Origin of the sequence: Aeromonas sp. SG16, from assembly GCF_024436135.1 — a bacterium.
Taxonomy (GTDB): domain Bacteria; phylum Pseudomonadota; class Gammaproteobacteria; order Enterobacterales; family Aeromonadaceae; genus Aeromonas; species Aeromonas jandaei.
Genome location: NZ_JANFNW010000003.1, coordinates 333,843 through 349,479, shown reverse-complemented (window position 1 = coordinate 349,479; position 15,637 = coordinate 333,843). Strand labels below are relative to the sequence as shown.

The 15,637-nt window shown below is 45.5% G+C and carries 12 protein-coding genes and 5 pseudogenes; 2 read left to right on the top strand and 15 right to left on the bottom strand.

Annotation, left to right across the window (positions count from 1 at the left end; translation table 11 throughout):
* Positions 1-2,697: hypothetical protein (locus NOM67_RS11735; RefSeq protein ID WP_255937203.1), on the bottom strand; the 2,697-nt coding region annotated here is incomplete at its 3' end.
* A gap of 190 nt (positions 2,698-2,887) precedes the next feature.
* Between NOM67_RS11735 and NOM67_RS11730 the strand changes: the two are divergent.
* Positions 2,888-3,361, top strand: a pseudogene (locus tag NOM67_RS11730) (IS5-like element ISAs15 family transposase); the annotation flags it as partial.
* 47 nt (positions 3,362-3,408) lie between these two features.
* Here the strand turns inward: NOM67_RS11730 and NOM67_RS11725 are convergent.
* The 6 genes and pseudogenes from NOM67_RS11725 to NOM67_RS11700 form a co-directional block, all read right to left on the bottom strand.
* A pseudogene (locus NOM67_RS11725) lies at positions 3,409-3,519 on the bottom strand (IS110 family transposase); the annotation flags it as partial.
* Positions 3,520-3,667: 148 nt separating this feature from the next.
* Complete coding sequence (locus NOM67_RS11720) at positions 3,668-4,690, bottom strand: hypothetical protein (protein ID WP_255937200.1); 1,023 nt, start codon at positions 4,688-4,690, stop codon at positions 3,668-3,670.
* A gap of 24 nt (positions 4,691-4,714) precedes the next feature.
* A complete protein-coding gene (locus NOM67_RS11715; protein ID WP_255937198.1) occupies positions 4,715-5,578 on the bottom strand; it encodes a hypothetical protein in 864 nt (287 codons plus the stop codon).
* Positions 5,579-5,862: 284 nt separating this feature from the next.
* Positions 5,863-6,256: pseudogene (locus NOM67_RS11710) on the bottom strand (IS30 family transposase); the annotation flags it as partial.
* Between the two features lie 28 nt (positions 6,257-6,284).
* Positions 6,285-7,078 (bottom strand): annotated as a pseudogene (locus tag NOM67_RS11705) (IS5 family transposase); the annotation flags it as partial.
* A gap of 131 nt (positions 7,079-7,209) precedes the next feature.
* The gene (locus NOM67_RS11700; RefSeq protein ID WP_255937196.1) at positions 7,210-7,881 is read right to left on the bottom strand and encodes a hypothetical protein; all 672 of its coding nucleotides are present in this window, start codon (positions 7,879-7,881) and stop codon (positions 7,210-7,212) included.
* Positions 7,882-8,043: 162 nt separating this feature from the next.
* Here NOM67_RS11700 and NOM67_RS11695 point away from each other — a divergent pair.
* Positions 8,044-8,669: pseudogene (locus NOM67_RS11695) on the top strand (IS481 family transposase); the annotation flags it as partial.
* Positions 8,670-8,730: 61 nt separating this feature from the next.
* Here NOM67_RS11695 and NOM67_RS11690 read toward each other — a convergent pair.
* From NOM67_RS11690 to NOM67_RS11655, 8 genes are all read right to left on the bottom strand, one after another.
* Complete coding sequence (locus tag NOM67_RS11690; protein WP_255937194.1) at positions 8,731-9,231, bottom strand: hypothetical protein; 501 nt, start codon at positions 9,229-9,231, stop codon at positions 8,731-8,733.
* 379 nt (positions 9,232-9,610) lie between these two features.
* Positions 9,611-9,979, bottom strand: a complete 369-nt coding sequence (locus NOM67_RS11685; RefSeq protein WP_255937193.1) for a hypothetical protein — start codon at positions 9,977-9,979, stop codon at positions 9,611-9,613.
* A gap of 39 nt (positions 9,980-10,018) precedes the next feature.
* Positions 10,019-10,360, bottom strand: coding sequence for a hypothetical protein (locus NOM67_RS11680; RefSeq protein ID WP_255937192.1), 342 nt, complete (start codon positions 10,358-10,360; stop codon positions 10,019-10,021).
* A 40-nt stretch (positions 10,361-10,400) separates the two neighbouring features.
* Positions 10,401-10,883 (bottom strand): lysozyme, encoded by a 483-nt coding sequence (locus tag NOM67_RS11675; protein WP_255937191.1) that lies wholly within the window; start codon positions 10,881-10,883, stop codon positions 10,401-10,403.
* Between the two features lie 111 nt (positions 10,884-10,994).
* Positions 10,995-11,720, bottom strand: coding sequence for a hypothetical protein (locus tag NOM67_RS11670; RefSeq protein WP_255937190.1), 726 nt, complete (start codon positions 11,718-11,720; stop codon positions 10,995-10,997).
* Between the two features lie 54 nt (positions 11,721-11,774).
* A complete protein-coding gene (locus NOM67_RS11665; protein ID WP_255937189.1) occupies positions 11,775-12,353 on the bottom strand; it encodes a Pvc16 family protein in 579 nt (192 codons plus the stop codon).
* Between the two features lie 21 nt (positions 12,354-12,374).
* Positions 12,375-14,498, bottom strand: coding sequence for an ATP-binding protein (locus tag NOM67_RS11660; RefSeq protein WP_255937188.1), 2,124 nt, complete (start codon positions 14,496-14,498; stop codon positions 12,375-12,377).
* A 36-nt stretch (positions 14,499-14,534) separates the two neighbouring features.
* Complete coding sequence (locus NOM67_RS11655; RefSeq protein ID WP_255937187.1) at positions 14,535-15,197, bottom strand: contractile injection system tape measure protein; 663 nt, start codon at positions 15,195-15,197, stop codon at positions 14,535-14,537.
* Positions 15,198-15,637: the final 440 nt, after the last annotated feature.

The following is a 15,637-nucleotide window of genomic DNA, read 5'->3' as shown; positions in this document are numbered from 1 at the left end:
CGCATCATTCACCGACTCGCTATCGCTCTCATGTTCTGCCGCATCTTCCTCTACTGCCTCCATCCACCCCCATTGCGTCTCATCGATGACATCATTATGTTCCCTAACTGGTAATAATGGCCCGTGGATAATATCCTCTTCACGCCCTCCTGATTTCCAAGCTCTGTACGCCCCCGTAAAAGCTGCTGATGTTGCGCTATCAATCACTGAATCAAAAGCCATCCCTCTCACAGGGGATATCTTTATTTTTTTACTTTTTTCATTTCCCGTTACACGGCTATAAACCGCACTGAATGTCTTCTCTCTATGCCTGACATGTACGTTATATAACGCAGCACCAGCGGTTATTGCTTCACCGGCGGCCAGTTTTATCATCCCAGGTACCGGCGCAGTCACCATATTAAACCCAAGTTGCTTGAGCTTTTTTTCCAGCATGCCATAAATAGCCTTATAGGGCTTATCATGACCTGGCATGGTATAGTTATTAACCTTATTTACATTATACGGTACTTTTATCGACGCCTTCAGGACCTTAAAGGGTATTCGGAATAGACTGGACACACTGAACGATACCGCATCCAGGCCCTGCTCGAAAGACAGCTCAATAATAATACGCGCAACCCCTCGTGAGACCCTGTTTTGTCCCCACTTCACAATATACTCCACAAGCCCCTTTTCCAAGGCGGTATATTGTTCCGGGCTCATCGGCAATCTCAACTCATCATGATGGGCATTTTCAAGCTCACCGGCAAGTCGGGTGGCAAAGAGATATCCTTTAGGGTCTCCGGTTGAAAGCACACCTTCCAATAGCCCCTGTTTTTTCAGAGAAGACCACACCTTTTCGGTATCAGGCGGTGGAGAATTACTCTCGCTCTGTTCTTTCGCAAGGGCCGCCCAATGCTTGGCCAAACGCGAGCCACGGGAATGTTCATTCAGCGGCCTTTCGGTAAGCCGTGCAGACGCAGCCGACAGTCTCTCTTTGACCTTTGTCGCCCGTAATTGCGCAGATTCAGCCTGCTTTTCAGCTTCTGCAAAATCGCGCAGGGTGGCTGCCAGGCAGGCGTTTTCCAGTGCGGCAAGGCTCGCGGTAAGCTCCCTGGCCACATCCGGCAACAGGTCATCCACTGCCCGCAGGGAAGGGTCCAGCCTGGTGTGCCGCATCATCATCTTCAGGACCGCAAAACGCTGTTTCGTGAGCAGACTCCGCATATCATCCGCTTTTGCCCTAAACCGTCCAGCCACTGCACGAGCATGACCGATATCACCGTCCAGAAGCTTATTCAGTACCGCCAGCTTTTCTGACTGCTGGTTTTCTGGTTTTGTCTGTTCAATGCGGCTATCCACCCATTGTCTGACCTGTGTATCCAGCTCATCGTCACCCGAATGGCTGACCGGCGTATCCAGGCCCTCTTGCTGGCTTCCCTCGTCATACGTCACCGCGTCGGATGAGAACAACCCTTCAATGTGTTTTAACTCTTTCACTTTTGACCATATTGCACCGCTGGCGTACTGGAGCTGGATTGCCAGCTGCTGCCACTGCCATAAAATGCTTCTGATGACGGAATCGGTAATAAGACGCTCGGTATCTCTTGATGGCGTATCGGTGGAATGACCATGCCGCATGACCCGGGCAAGCTGGTGCAGCCTCCCTTCCCATCCAGCCAACACAATGGGTACTTGTAATTTTTTCTTCTCCACACCCACCATGAATCGCTGCGGGAGAGAATCAGAGTGCGACAACGAGGAGACCACCGTATCACCATTCACACACTCCATGACCGGGGAGGTAGTGCTCTGGCTCATGGCTCCCAACGCCTTGGTCAAGTCACCAGATAGCGATTGGAAATAGGTTGCAACAACACTAAAAAAAGCCTGAGAGGCAGAATCACCCCGCAGTGCACGGGCTTTTTTATTGGCTTTTTTCGCTTCGTGCCGCGTGGTCTCATTCATTGCACTGATGACTTCTGCCTTATCAGTCTCCCATGCCGCGTCCCTGGCTCTCACAAGAGAAGCCCAAGCAGGCTCTGAGGTCATGTTTTGTTGAGCCTGTCTGACCGATATTTCATCACAGGCAGAAAACGCACTGACCAGTTCTGCGACGAGGAGCGCCTCCCGTTTTTCCGGTGTGCTGCGTTCATCAATCGCACGCAGGGTATGAACAACACGAAGCAGTGTCTGCAAGGTTGACTCCAGCCGTCTTGCCAGCGACTGGGCCTGACGCCGGCTCCCCAGTTTATCCTCACCCTCTGCGTCGTCACGGTGTTTAAGCGGTACTTCATACTTAACCCAGCGCTGTATGCTGTCGTCTGAAAGGTGACCAGTGAGCCGCTCTATTTGTGTTATCTGCTGAAGAAGCCACCGTGAATCCAGTGGCCCGTCAACGCTTGTCCGCAGGGACAGGTGCATCCTGGCATCGTCCAGAGCTGCACGCAGTTTGGTCAGTAGCTCCGGGTCAACCTCGGGTATCTGGCTGTTAAACCCCTTACGCCGGAATTCCCGCGCTTCCTGCAGGTGTGCCTCATGAAGAAAAGAGAATAAGCTGCCATTGTCGCGGCCGGCCGATGGCCCGCTCCTCTCATCAGCTAATGAGCTAACAGCACCTCTCTGGCAATCCTGTTGAAGCACAGCACTATCGTCATTGCTCTCGGTTTCCTTTGAGCATACTTTTGATTTATTCAACGCACAGACATCAGGCATAATACGGTCCTAATGGTTAAATTTATTTAGATAATGAAATTTGAACGAAGTGGTCAGCACCGAGAAAACCTGATAATAGATGGGCCTTTTTACTCAAATCGGGGAACTATCTGTCATCTCGGTGCTCTGATCCTGTAGAGCAGTCTTCGAGAGCATCAGATGGGCAAGTCCAAACACAAAGATCAGCAACTTGCAGCAGGCGGTGGACCCGGCGACCCACGACATCGTGGCAGCCGAGGCCTCGTTGGAAAATGTTCATGATGCCGAGGTGTTGCCGACCCTGTTCAATCCGCTACGCCGAGCACTTGGGACCGTGTATGCCGATGGCGCATATGACACCAAGGCCTGCCATGAACTGATAAAGCGCAAAGGAGCCAAGGCCTGTATTCCGCCGCGCAAGAATGCCGGTTTATGGGAAAAGGGGCATCCACGCAATGAAGCTGTTCTGGTGATGCGCAAGGAGGGGCTGACTCACTGGAAGCAGCAGTCCGGGTATCATCGGCGCTCATTGGCCGAGACGGCGATGTATAGGTTCAAACAATTGATGACGGGAAAAATCAGTCTACGTAACTACAACGGACAAGTGGGAGAGATCATGGCCTACGTGTGTGCGATGAACAAGCTGAATGCCCTTGGTCTGCCGGTTAGAGAGACCCAAGTGTAGCTATCGTTTGGGGCTGGGGAAGTTGTGGCCTAATGGCTGATTTGGGCAACAACGCCCCTCTTCAGCTGGCGCTTGAGGACCGTCTTGCCATGTTGATCAACGCCATGTAATTGGAGGAGATGTTTTGCCAGATCGAGGCCTATAGTCGTAGCCTTCATGGTGGTCGCCTCTTTCATCAGTGGGAACGTATATTCGCCACTTTGGCACTAAGCTGCCGTTTTGGGGAGGCGCGACCATCCCATTAACGCCATCAACAGGTCAACGCATAGGCATTATATTCACCAACGCCATATAAATTTATATTTTTCAACTATCACATTCCTTCAGAAGTCCCTGGTGTTCATGTGTGAGAACAATACCACCACCGCAGTCAACAAGGTCTTCAGCCCAATGTATTGGCAATGGCGCATTTTTTTTCTTATAAAAATCAAATAAATCCTGCTTATTTTCAAATATACTCCACTGACCTCGATATACCATCGCTATAGGAAACGGCCCCGGTTTTGCCACAACACCTAAATAACCTTTATCTTTTTTTACTTTCTCAAATTCATACTTCCACATGTATGGCACAAAATTTACTTGTGGCCCATGACGCACTACATTCATGGATTTATTTTCATAGGGTCTCGCTGGATCGACTTCAGAAACAAGCCTGTTTATTCTATTAATAATAGCACTCTCATCTTTTCCGCCGGCATCAGGAACTCTCCCCCTCCCATCTTTAAATAAAATTATATCATGCAGGTCATAATCGCCAGTGTATGGCGTAATAATTTTTCGTTTAATCCACGTATTCACCAACTCATGATTAATCGGAGCATTAATGTCCACTTCATATTCCTTATCGTCATCAGAGACATTATTACGAGCGTAAATACCATTTGGCCCACTAGAACTCCAACGACCAACACGCCCCAAAAAGCCACATTTTTCAGCGCTAACCAAAATATCATCAACAATTTGTGGTGATTGATAGATATTTTGAAGAGAACGTCTCTTGATGGTTTTCTCAAGAATATTATGTCCTTTCGCGGCGGCCCCGGCCCCTAACGCATTTAATGTATCCTCGCCACTCTCTCGTATGCTAATAGCTGCATCATACTCCAAAGATACACGTGTAAAGGCGTCCATATGACGTGGGTGAATAAAGTACTTGCCTACTCTGCTATCTATCCCCCCCTCTTTTTCTGGACTTCGTTTTGGCAAGATTCGCTCTAAAAAATAGTTACTAGACATCTCCTGATCAAGGTCAGGTAAAAAAACATCGTCATCAACCAGAGCATCATGATTATACTGTTCTGGAATCGTCTTAAATGTTGCAAACATAAAAACCCTACCTGATGGTGCGTTCTACTTGATCACACCTTCCTTATCGAAAGGTACCATTTCAACTGATGAGGGCATTACCCTTTTAGGAAGATATGTATCCCAAAGAGGAGAGAATGCAGCATCTTGCCATGGTGAATCGACCACCTTTCCGTCTCTATAAAATATAACACGATCTTGCAGTCTATCCCAGTGTCTATATATATATCTAAGTTCTGAAGCTGTTATCGTGCTACCGAACAAGCACTCATCTTTATTAATAACACCAGGGATGTTCATTCCATCTAAAATGAAATGAATTTTCCTCTCTGAGACTGATGATTGTTGGGCCACCATTTCAAGTCCACTTTTACTTCCACGTTTCCACCACAACCATTCATCGACATGCTTAGATGAAATTTTCAGTCTTTCATGTTCTGATGCAATCTTTTGATAACCATCAAAATCAAATCCGTACTTCTTTGGCCTCCCTATCTTTGCCATTGATATAGCGTTAGATATGCTCGACAATCTAAATTCTCCTCCATGCTTTTTCAATCTATCAAATGAATTACTTAACGCACTTCTCACTGGGTCGCTATAGCTATTAATTATCATGGAGCGAGTATTTCTATGGCCTTTCCTAGCCCATTCATTACTCTCACCAGCAGGGCTATTAACAACATTAGACTTGTGATAATCCTCCAGCTTTTTTAAATAATTCAAATCTCTCCCGGCAGATGTCCCATACATCAAATCACCACATCGGAAATTTTTAATTATTGCATCTCTAGATTTATTTATTTTGGGTGGCAATGTCTCTACCCTAGACACCCTTGCATTCTTTTCTTCACCTTGTGGACCAGTAGTAATAGCTCTAGTTTTTTTTACCAACGCGTAAACAGGCATAATACCCTCTTCATTTACAGTGTAATAAGTAACTTCTTGGCGACCAGATGGGCAGAAGTAATAAGCAAACCCTATATCACCCGCTCGTCAATAAGCACTAAGGAGAGTCCCTTTATGGTTTTTTTTATAAAAAGCTCACTAGATAACTTCATTGAATTGCCTGATTACCCATGATTAGCAGTCACCACGAACTATACTGATCTTACGCACAGTTATCGAGATGCGAGATCATGGTCAAAGGCAAAGGGTGGATTCAACTCAGAAGTGCAATGCCAGCTTAAAAATCAGGTGGCTTTCATTAACTCATCAAAAACCACCTGAGGCTGTCTAAATCCAAGACACTTTCGCGGTCTCAAGTTAATCTGTCTCTCAAACTCTAATAGTACCTCCACTGTCACCAAACTCAAATCGCTCCCCTTGGAAACGTATTGCCGCAGCAGGCTATTGCCGTTCTCATTTTGCCCCCGCTCCCATGAACAATCGGGTGGGCAAAGTACACCTGCGCCTACAGCGCTGCCGCTCCCCGCTCATGTTTGGCAAACTCACTACCATTGTCCGCAGTCATCGTATGAACATGCGTCTTATAGGGGCCAGCATGCTGATAATAGCGCCAGCCACCAGGGCGGCCGTCTTGTTGGGAACTTATTGGACCAGATAAAGTCGGCTTTTACGCTCCACGGCGTTGTTTCCCAAATCAACAATCAAGCAGCAACTGCTTGAACCGATACATCGCCGTCTCTGCCAGCGAGCGACGGTGATATCCCGATATCTTCTTCCAGTGCGCCAGTCCTTCCTTGCGCATCACCAGCACCCCCTCATTTCTTGGGGCCCCTTTTTCCATAACCCCGCGCTTTTGCGAGGCGGGATACTGGCTGTCGCCCCTTTGCGCGAGATAAGCTGATGGCTGGCTTTGCTGTCGTAGGCGCCATCCGCATAAACACGTCCCAGCTTGCGCCGCAGTGGGTTGAGCAAGGTGGGCAACACCTCGGCGTCATGGACGTTTTCCAGCGAGACTTCCGCCGCCACGATATCGTGGGTCACCGGGTCTACCAGATGCAACTTGCGCCAGACTCGCAGCTTCTCAGCGCCGTGTTTTCTGACCTTCCACTCGCCTTTGCCAAATACATTCAGGCCAGTCGAGTCGATGACCAGGTCAGTGATGCGCATCTTGGCGGGCTGTCGATAGGCCACTTTCACCGTGTGAGCGCGCTTGCTGACACAGCTGTAGTTTGGTGCGCACAGCGGTACATTTATCAACTCTAACAGGGAGTCGAGTAGTCCCTGTGTTGCTCGCAGAGTGGGGTTGAAAATCCCCTTGAGCATCAGGAAGGTACAGATGGTCTGGTCAGTGTAGAGCTGGCAACGGCCCCGCCGCCCATGATGGTCGTGGTGAAACCAGTTATCCATGGCGCCTGCATCAACCCAGAAGGTGAGTGAACCACGGTTAATCAGAGACTTGTTGCATTGATGCCAATTGGTGATGGAGTGCCCATAATGCAGACTTGAAGAGGATGGTGGTGATCAGATCACCGAATGCTCAGTTAGTTCCATTAAGCTGCATCGACTTGGGCAACAACGCCAATAATAGAGCAATAAAGTAATCTAACCTTAAAATAAACCCCCAGAATATGTCAGCGCTTCACATCAATATTTAAATGCACATACCTCAGAAATTTTCTTTGCATATCCTGCCATGTGCCACTTTTAATAAGACGGTTCTGAGACTGCTCAAGCCTCATTATTTCATCTGTCATTCGCACATCTATGAACAAAAAACCACCAACCGTATCGATATAAATCCAACTCCCAGTAGGAGGGGGATAAAAAGAGGGAATTGCCATTACAACCCACTCTACCCTATGTCTAAGTAACATCTTTTCAGCCTGTTTTACCGTGTTAGTCCAGATTATATTTTTTTGATTCACTTTTTTCTCACATGAATATATTCCTCTAACACATGCAACAATATCCATTGAGCTGGGTGGCCATTTTCTGAAATTCAAACTCATGGCATACACACTAACCCCAGCATAAGAACGCCCAACGGGAGTTAATCTAGTTATTTTTTTCTCAAATTCAAACCGCCTAGCAGCATCACCATTAACAGTGATGTCAGTTTCAAGTAATTTGATACAACGGGCTGCACTACAGGGCTCAAATACATATGATACGCCTGCATCCTGAAACCAGATATCAAAAAATGGTTTAATTGCAGGAGCTAAAGAAGACTCAACTGTCAACTTAAGTTGGCTAGCTTCACTTGTCACTGCGATGCAAAACAAAATAATAAACCATTTATACATAAAATTCATCTCTCTGACGCTGCATTTAAGCATAGCATGTATAGTCCGTTTTGTTACCAACAAGGGCGTATAAAGATGATGTTCACCTGGCAGTTGCTCACAAAAGGGAGTGGGCCGCCCGGTCATAGGGCTGGATCGTCTACTGAGGCGGGATCAGTCCACACGATTGAGCTTAATAATGAGCAAATTTGCCTGTTAGAGCGCTTCAGTTACGAGAACGTCAGATAGAGGTTCACTACATCGGAGAACTGGTGGCGGTCGACACCGTCTTGTCGGCACACTCAAGGGGGTTAGCAAGGTATATCCAAACCTTGCTGGACTGCTACAGTCGCCACGCTTGGGGGGCAGCTCTACACCAGCAAGCTGCCGGTGACCTCGGTTTATGTGCTCAATGAAACGGTGCTGCCGTTCTTCGAAGCTCATGAGACACGGGTTTATAGCATCCTGTCGGACAACGGGCGCGAGTGCTGTGGGCGCCCAGACCATCATCCCTACGAGCTGTTCCTGCAACTGGAGGTGATTGAGCACCGGACAACCAAGGTGTGCAGGCCGCAGAGCAACGACTTTATCAAACGTCTGCATCGAACCTTGCAGGATGAACACTTCCGTATCAAGGGGAGAACGACCAGGCATGAGTCGGTAGAGCAGATGCAGACAGACAGCTACCTGGAACACTACAACACCCAGCGGCACATTAGGGCAAGATGATGGAGGGACAGGCGCCGTACAGCATGTTCAAAAAGGGACTGAAATTGATACCGAAGGAAGTGCGCACTCAAGTAGCGTAAACAAGACACCGGTCTGAAGCCGGTGTCACACGATAACTAGCTATCTATTTAGAATGATATCTTACTTAAACTGAAAGCCCATAGCCTCAATTTCTGTAGCAGACAATCCTGTATTTTCCATCATAACTTCCTCATTATCACCGAACATGCCTTGATTAAAGCCTACGGTGCTTAGGTTTTTAATGAAACACTGGCCTGGGAAATCTTTCCCAGCAATACTTCCATTGGTATATGCATAATAAATGATTGGTTTCCCAGCATCGTAAGTCAATGATTGACCATTGACCGTCGTCTTGGCACTGTTAGCAATCAATACACCACTCCAGCTATTCGCACTTTGTCTTTTTACAATGAACTTGCAGACATCCTGCTCAATACAGGTATTCATATCGACCTTAATGCCCTTTACCGCCACGCCAAGAAACTTGGTAGAACCATAATCGTAACCGGTGCTATAAATGCTTTTCATTGCAGGGGCACATGCTTCATTAGAGTATAAAGAAGGTTCTGAGGCAAACACTGACATTGAGATAAGCGGAAGCATAAAAATAATTTTCTTCATAAAGAAACTCCCAGTTTGGTGGAATGTATATAAACAAGAAAAACCATCTGACATAATCATGAACAATGATGGCCGACTTTATTGTCATAGTAACGGTACTTAGTCGTCAATAGATTTCAAAGGCCAAACACAATTTATACCAATCTAGAAATAAACATATACAGAAAGAGCATAAGTAATGATTACATTGCTTTATTAACGATTTGTATTATGAGATGACCACTCTCTCAACGCTTCCATCCTGGCATTACACGAATGCAGTGCGGTAATAAGCGCAGGCAAGTCATCTTCTAAAATACCTCCCCATGTCTTTAGTTCCAATATAGGAACTGAGCATGAAGTCAGGAGACTACGCGGCGGTGTAATATATACAATTTCCTTAGTTATCAAGTTTTCCTGTTGCGAACTCACGCATCCGCTTAGCAATATGATCAGGTAACTTGATGTCACGACATTCTTCATGGGCTATCCCCTCTTTTATTTCATGTCGGAGACGCTCACGCTCCTCTTCATAGATACCAGTAAAGTTCTGCACTTTAGCAAGTAATTCTGCATTAAACTCTCCCATTTCATGAAGCTTTACAATATTTTTCGCCTGAAACTCCAACAATTGACTTTGCTGCAAAACAACAGCCTTGAGATTATTTATTTCGGCAGTTTGAGTTTTTTTTTGCTGAAATAGAATCAATATAAAAATAACACATCCAAATGGAAGAATGTGCCTTACGATATTAAAAATACGCCCCATATAGTTCCTCTCTGCAAAAGGTTTCACATAAAGACTGTATTACAACCTCTTTTTCAAGAGTTCTTTTAACTTAAGCAAGAAATCAATTGGACTCTCAATGAATTGATGCAAGATCACATTAACTCCTCGCAAAATCCATGGAGCACTAAAGGCCGCCACACCAGACCAAAATATTTGCAACTGCTCACCCAAAGCGAGATGTGCCACAGCCAGCCACGTCATCCATACAACAAAAAAGCACATTGGCATACTAATGAAAAAGGCATACAGTGATGGCTTCTCTGAACTTGCAGTTTGTGCAAGTGCTGCTGTTATAGCCAACCCGATCAGCCCCCAGTTGTTTTCAATATTTTTTAGTAAAATAAAAGACCACTCATCCATGCTGAATCCCTAACACTACATAAATTAATATATTCATACACTATGCGGCTTGGATACCTAGTGATATAGCTATCTCAGCTGACGCCCCATTAAACAAACACTCTTCTGCTGCTCGACGACGGACTAACCCACGCATTACTTTATTACCATTTTTATTCCAACGAGAAAATTCCAATGAAGCGCCATTATAATCAGAGGCATTTAACTTTTTTAATAGCGTTGATTTTTTCAGATTCCCTAACCCAATGTTATAGGCTAGGCTAACAAGAGCATCAAAGTGTCCTTGAGCCAGTGGAACATTTATCATTGCTATGACTCCAGCCTCGAATCGTTTGATATCATCCAGAAAAACTTCATCTGCCTTTTCCTGTGTCCAAATTACGCCCTCGCGCACCTCAGGACCTGTATGACCCCAGCCAATGGTCCAAGGATGACCATCACAGCTACCAGGATCTGGATATGACATCAATTTACAATCTTCAAAGAAATGCATTACCTCAATACCATGTTTAGATATTTTCACGTTCAGCCCTCATTGTTCAGCCACGAATTCATTATCAGAATGCTAGAAATATTTTAAAACCATCTTAGAAAACCGATTTATTTTTGGCACCACGGATATTCAACATAAATATCAGTAGTTAAGATATGTTATTTTTAACTTGCCAACAGCATATTCACCAATGAAGGAGTTCAATGTCGACATCAACCTCATATTTCCAATTGCCTCATCTTTTGAATAGGTCAAAATACCGATATTTGGATCGTAAAAAGATAACAGTTCATCGTAAATTGCGATCGCTCCAATATGATCAGGAAGCGAGACAAGAAATAAATGCAATGACATCCAATCCAACGCATCCAACTTCATTAAAATATGAAATGGAAATAATTGCTCAGAATGTAGAACTCGCCACCCCATCCACTCAAGGTGGCCAGTCAATGGCGCTACACCTTCATACTTCTCATCATCAAACCCCGCCTCCAGCACAGCCTCACGATGAGCATCCTGCACAACTTCTCGCTGTATAGACTCATCACAATGACCTGCCACACACAATTCATCATAGTAATTTGAAGAATTGAATCCATAAGTATATAGATATTGCGTCAGAAGCCCATCATTGACGCCATGATGATTGTTAGAGCGAGGGAGTGATTCACTGCAACCAGAAACAGCAACACTTTTCAACCATGACAAAGATAGACCAAAGCATGCACCTGGCGTTAATACCCCCCCCCCAATAATCATTTTTCGAGGTGGCAGCGTTGTTATTTTTTTATAGCGCTGCGCGGCAGAAAATTCTTGATTTGTACTTCCCTCTTGTATGTTTATATAATTTCGTTTTATTTGGTACATTACCCTCCATACCTCATTGCCAGATCCACCCATAAAAAACATATTAGCCTTACATCAGCTATCTGATTTTCGCTCAACACCAGCCTGAGTGGTATAAACAGCGTGGATGAGTTCATTATTATCTGTTTGTGCAATCGGCACGGTGACAGCGTAGTTCAAGACTAATCTTGGTCTATTTCCTAATGCTTGCCAGAATGAGCCGAAGCTATGTAGTCCCTCCGGAGGAGGCAATACCCGAGTAAATGCTCCCGGGAGTTCCTTCAGTTGACGATTATTAATCAATGAATTTAGCACCTGATTCATAACCATCAACGATTGATTACGCGGCCCACCGTTAAGATTACCCTCTGTAGCCGGTTTATCCCAAAACATGATCAAATAATTACAACATATATTTACTCGTCCAGGTAATAAACGTCCTGAACTATATGCTCGGGACTCAGAGACCTTTAATTGCAGGTCCTCATGCATATCGTATAAAAACACGCTAACTGTCGGCGTAATCGGAGGACTACCCGGATCGGGCAAGTCAAAACGAATTTCAACACCATCATCAACATAATCTGATAAGGCGTTAAGCATCGCCTCATTAACAATAAAAACAGTGTCGTTCGAGACAATTTTTACAGTCATATGTAACCTTAATAATTTAATTTAGATAGGTAAACGGCCCACCTTTGCCAACTCTCGTCGTATAGCCAGATGGATATGGCGCTCAAGAATACACTTTGATTGTTCTTCACGGGCTAACCACGCTGATAATATCGCGACGTTTCTAATATTTGCGCCCGTCAATTCGGCTCTTTTAGAAAGTTGTGAAAAGTTAACTTCCGGAGATACTTCAAAGCTTACTGGCCATATTTTATGCCATAATTCCTCACGCTGTTTAGCATCAGGGAACTTAAAACTGGTAATGAATGTGAAACGACGACTAAATGCGTCATCCAGATGATTACGGTTATTGGTTGCCAATATAACTAATCCAGTATGACTCTCAAGTCTCTGCAGAAGATAAGCGACACCAATATTGGCATGCCGATCCTTTGAATCAGACACTGCCGTACGCTTACCGAAAAGAGCGTCAGCTTCATCAAAAAAAAGAACCCCCGCATCTGACTGTGCCAGATCAAATATTCTGGCAATATTCTTCTCTGTTTCACCAATATATTTGTTGACAACAGTTGAGAGATCAACCTTTATTAAATCAACTCCAAGCTGGCCAGCGATCACCTCCGCGGCCATTGTTTTTCCCGTGCCGGAGTCACCACAAAATAATGCACTTATACCCGTACCATAACCAACCTTAGTGGCAAATCCTTGTTCCAATACATTATTTCTATGTTTTGCAGCAACCAAAATCTCCATGAGCTGCTCCTTCACTTCCTCTGGAACAACAAGATCATCAAGCGTTCTGCGCGGTTCTTTCCTTTGCGCCAAATTACCAAAGTCTTTGCGAGCATGAACACCAAACGCTTTATTAAGATCACATTCTCTCAGTTCATCAAAGGGATCTCTCAATTGACGATAACTGTCGGCCTCTTGCAAGATAATTGGCAAAGTTTCACAATTAAATGAAAATCGACGACTAAATACTGTCACATCCAGTTCGGTACAATTGTGCTTGGTTAAATGTTGAGTTAACAGTGACGCTTTCTCGTTCTGTGATAACCCTGGGACGTCTAATATAATTTTTGGCATATTGGAATGTTCTATAAATTGCCCCTGACACGCACAAAGTAGAACAACTCGAAGATTAGCTTGATGTAACATATCCATCCAATTTTTAGGTACATGACTTGGCGACTTATCTTCATTGTCATCACGATTCTCTTGCAGTTGAAGGACGAGAATAGCGTCTCGCATGCGTGCTTCACGGCATGCTTCGGTCAAAATTTCCATCACCTCCTTATCATTTTTTGGCAACAGGGACATATTCAATGAAATTACCGCACGTTGATATTTAAGCGCCGCACTTCTGATAGAACCGACAATCCCTAAATCCGATCCAGACTCCAAAATTAGCATAGGGTGAAGATCATTATCAGATTTTTTTTCCTGAACCATCAAGGCATTCTGTACAATCTCAGAATTAGATAACCCTTCATTTTTCACTGGAGGATACCACTGACTACACGCCGTCAATGATGGGGAGAAATATCTATTACCAGTTAAGTACTGACACACCCCCATTGATGTCTGAAATAGGCTCTGATTCCAACTGTAATTTTTTTTATCAGAGGATTTATCAACAGTAATAAGACCATATTTGATCAGAGGAGACTGAGGCAGCAAACCAAGTCTGAACTCTTCACACTCAATGTTATCACTGCCTAGCAACTCTATTGCCAACTCAAATGATGCTTGTGTTTTCTGACCACTTCGCTGAAGTGCCGAGAAAAGAGAACAATAACGACTATCAATAAATGTCAACATCCCAAGCAAAAGAACATCGATTTCGAATTGCGTCAGTTCGAATTGCTCAGCCAAATTTGATAACAACCCTCCAGGCTCGACATTAATATAAGGTGGCGGCAAAGCCTGGCTCTTTTTCCGCATCCAATGAGGAGCACCACGTGGGATATTCAAGTAATCATCAATTTCCTTAGTCTCAAGAAGAAAATCATCCAGTATATGACGTTCCAATCGCTCTCTATTTAAATCAGTATAGTACTGAAGGCGAAGATCTATCTGTTCCAATGCAAAGAGCAAATGACGATAATGTTCGCTCTTCTCATCCTTTAGTGGCAAATAAAAATTTGCCACTTTTGAATTACTCATAAAAAGCCTCTCAACAATGCGAAATATAGAAAAACCTTACGGTAATTGTTCAGTCCAGTGAAGGTAAATAGGATTAACTAACCAGGGTAGAACAACAATGTCTGTTGGCCATGGCCACTCTTGCAATAAGAAGTCCAAGAGATCTGGTTTAACATAGATTGTCATGTCATCTGTCCCTCGTCCACACCATCCAGGACGCGCCAGGAACCACTGACGAATATCTCCAATAGACATTTTTTGCCACGTTGCCGGCAATTGTCTCAATAGACCTATCAGCCAAGACTGTAATTTTTGTTGGAGTGCGTCATCCGGTGGAACAAAGTCAGATCTCTCCATTCCGCCGATCCCGCATAACCAACTACTGATCGAGTAAGCCTCACCCACTTTATTCTCTTCACTCACCAACCAATCGAGACAACCGGCAGCCAAGCGCTGCGCATCATGATCAATAAAGTGCTTGTCCTCCAATAAACCCAAATGCCGAAATAAACCTGGTAACAAGGGCCAAAGCAGGGCCAATCCGGCATCACAAACTGGCAGCCACTGTTGACGCAGGATGGAATCTGGATGTCCCCTTGATAAGCCCATGGAGACAGCGCCCACTGAACCGGGTAATTTCCGACCCGACTCCTTAAGTGATTTTGCCCCTAAGGCAGAATAAAACTCCCGAGGTGTAAGTTTCCTTGGGGTCTGATACACGCCAGCTGTATCTCTTTCTGCGCAGCCCCCGCCATACGGCTCTCTTTCTGGATGTTCTGAAAACAACGGTGATGTAGATTGCCCCCCCCAAAACGCAGCGTCCGACCATCGCGCCAACGTGGCGTCGTCAGCAAGATAACCAGCCCGCGCCAACGCCAGCGGAGGAGAAGCCGACATTGCGCCAGCTCGTGACACGGCTGGCCATTGCGCCAACGTAGCTGCGTCTACGGGATAGGCGCCTCCCTCTTCGCCTGCCCATCGCTCACCCGCCAACAAGGGCGAGGCCGATAAGGCGCCCCCTCGCTGGGCTGCCATCCTTGGCACGGGCACCGCGTCAGCGGGATAGGCGCTCCCCCCTTCGCCTGTCCATCGCTCACCCGCCAACGAGGGCGAGGCCGATAAGGCGCCCCCTCGCTGCGCCGCCATCCTTGGTGCGGGCA

Excerpts from the sequence above, each read along its gene's own strand:
- NOM67_RS11720 (WP_255937200.1), bottom strand. The coding sequence starts at position 4,690 with ATGTTTGCAACATTTAAGACGATTCCAGAACAGTATAATCATGATGCT.
- NOM67_RS11715 (WP_255937198.1), bottom strand. The coding sequence starts at position 5,578 with ATGCCTGTTTACGCGTTGGTAAAAAAAACTAGAGCTATTACTACTGGT.
- NOM67_RS11700 (WP_255937196.1), bottom strand. The coding sequence starts at position 7,881 with ATGTATAAATGGTTTATTATTTTGTTTTGCATCGCAGTGACAAGTGAA.
- NOM67_RS11690 (WP_255937194.1), bottom strand. The coding sequence starts at position 9,231 with ATGAAGAAAATTATTTTTATGCTTCCGCTTATCTCAATGTCAGTGTTT.
- NOM67_RS11685 (WP_255937193.1), bottom strand. The coding sequence starts at position 9,979 with ATGGGGCGTATTTTTAATATCGTAAGGCACATTCTTCCATTTGGATGT.
- NOM67_RS11680 (WP_255937192.1), bottom strand. The coding sequence starts at position 10,360 with ATGGATGAGTGGTCTTTTATTTTACTAAAAAATATTGAAAACAACTGG.
- NOM67_RS11670 (WP_255937190.1), bottom strand. The coding sequence starts at position 11,720 with ATGTACCAAATAAAACGAAATTATATAAACATACAAGAGGGAAGTACA.
- NOM67_RS11665 (WP_255937189.1), bottom strand. The coding sequence starts at position 12,353 with ATGACTGTAAAAATTGTCTCGAACGACACTGTTTTTATTGTTAATGAG.
- NOM67_RS11660 (WP_255937188.1), bottom strand. The coding sequence starts at position 14,498 with ATGAGTAATTCAAAAGTGGCAAATTTTTATTTGCCACTAAAGGATGAG.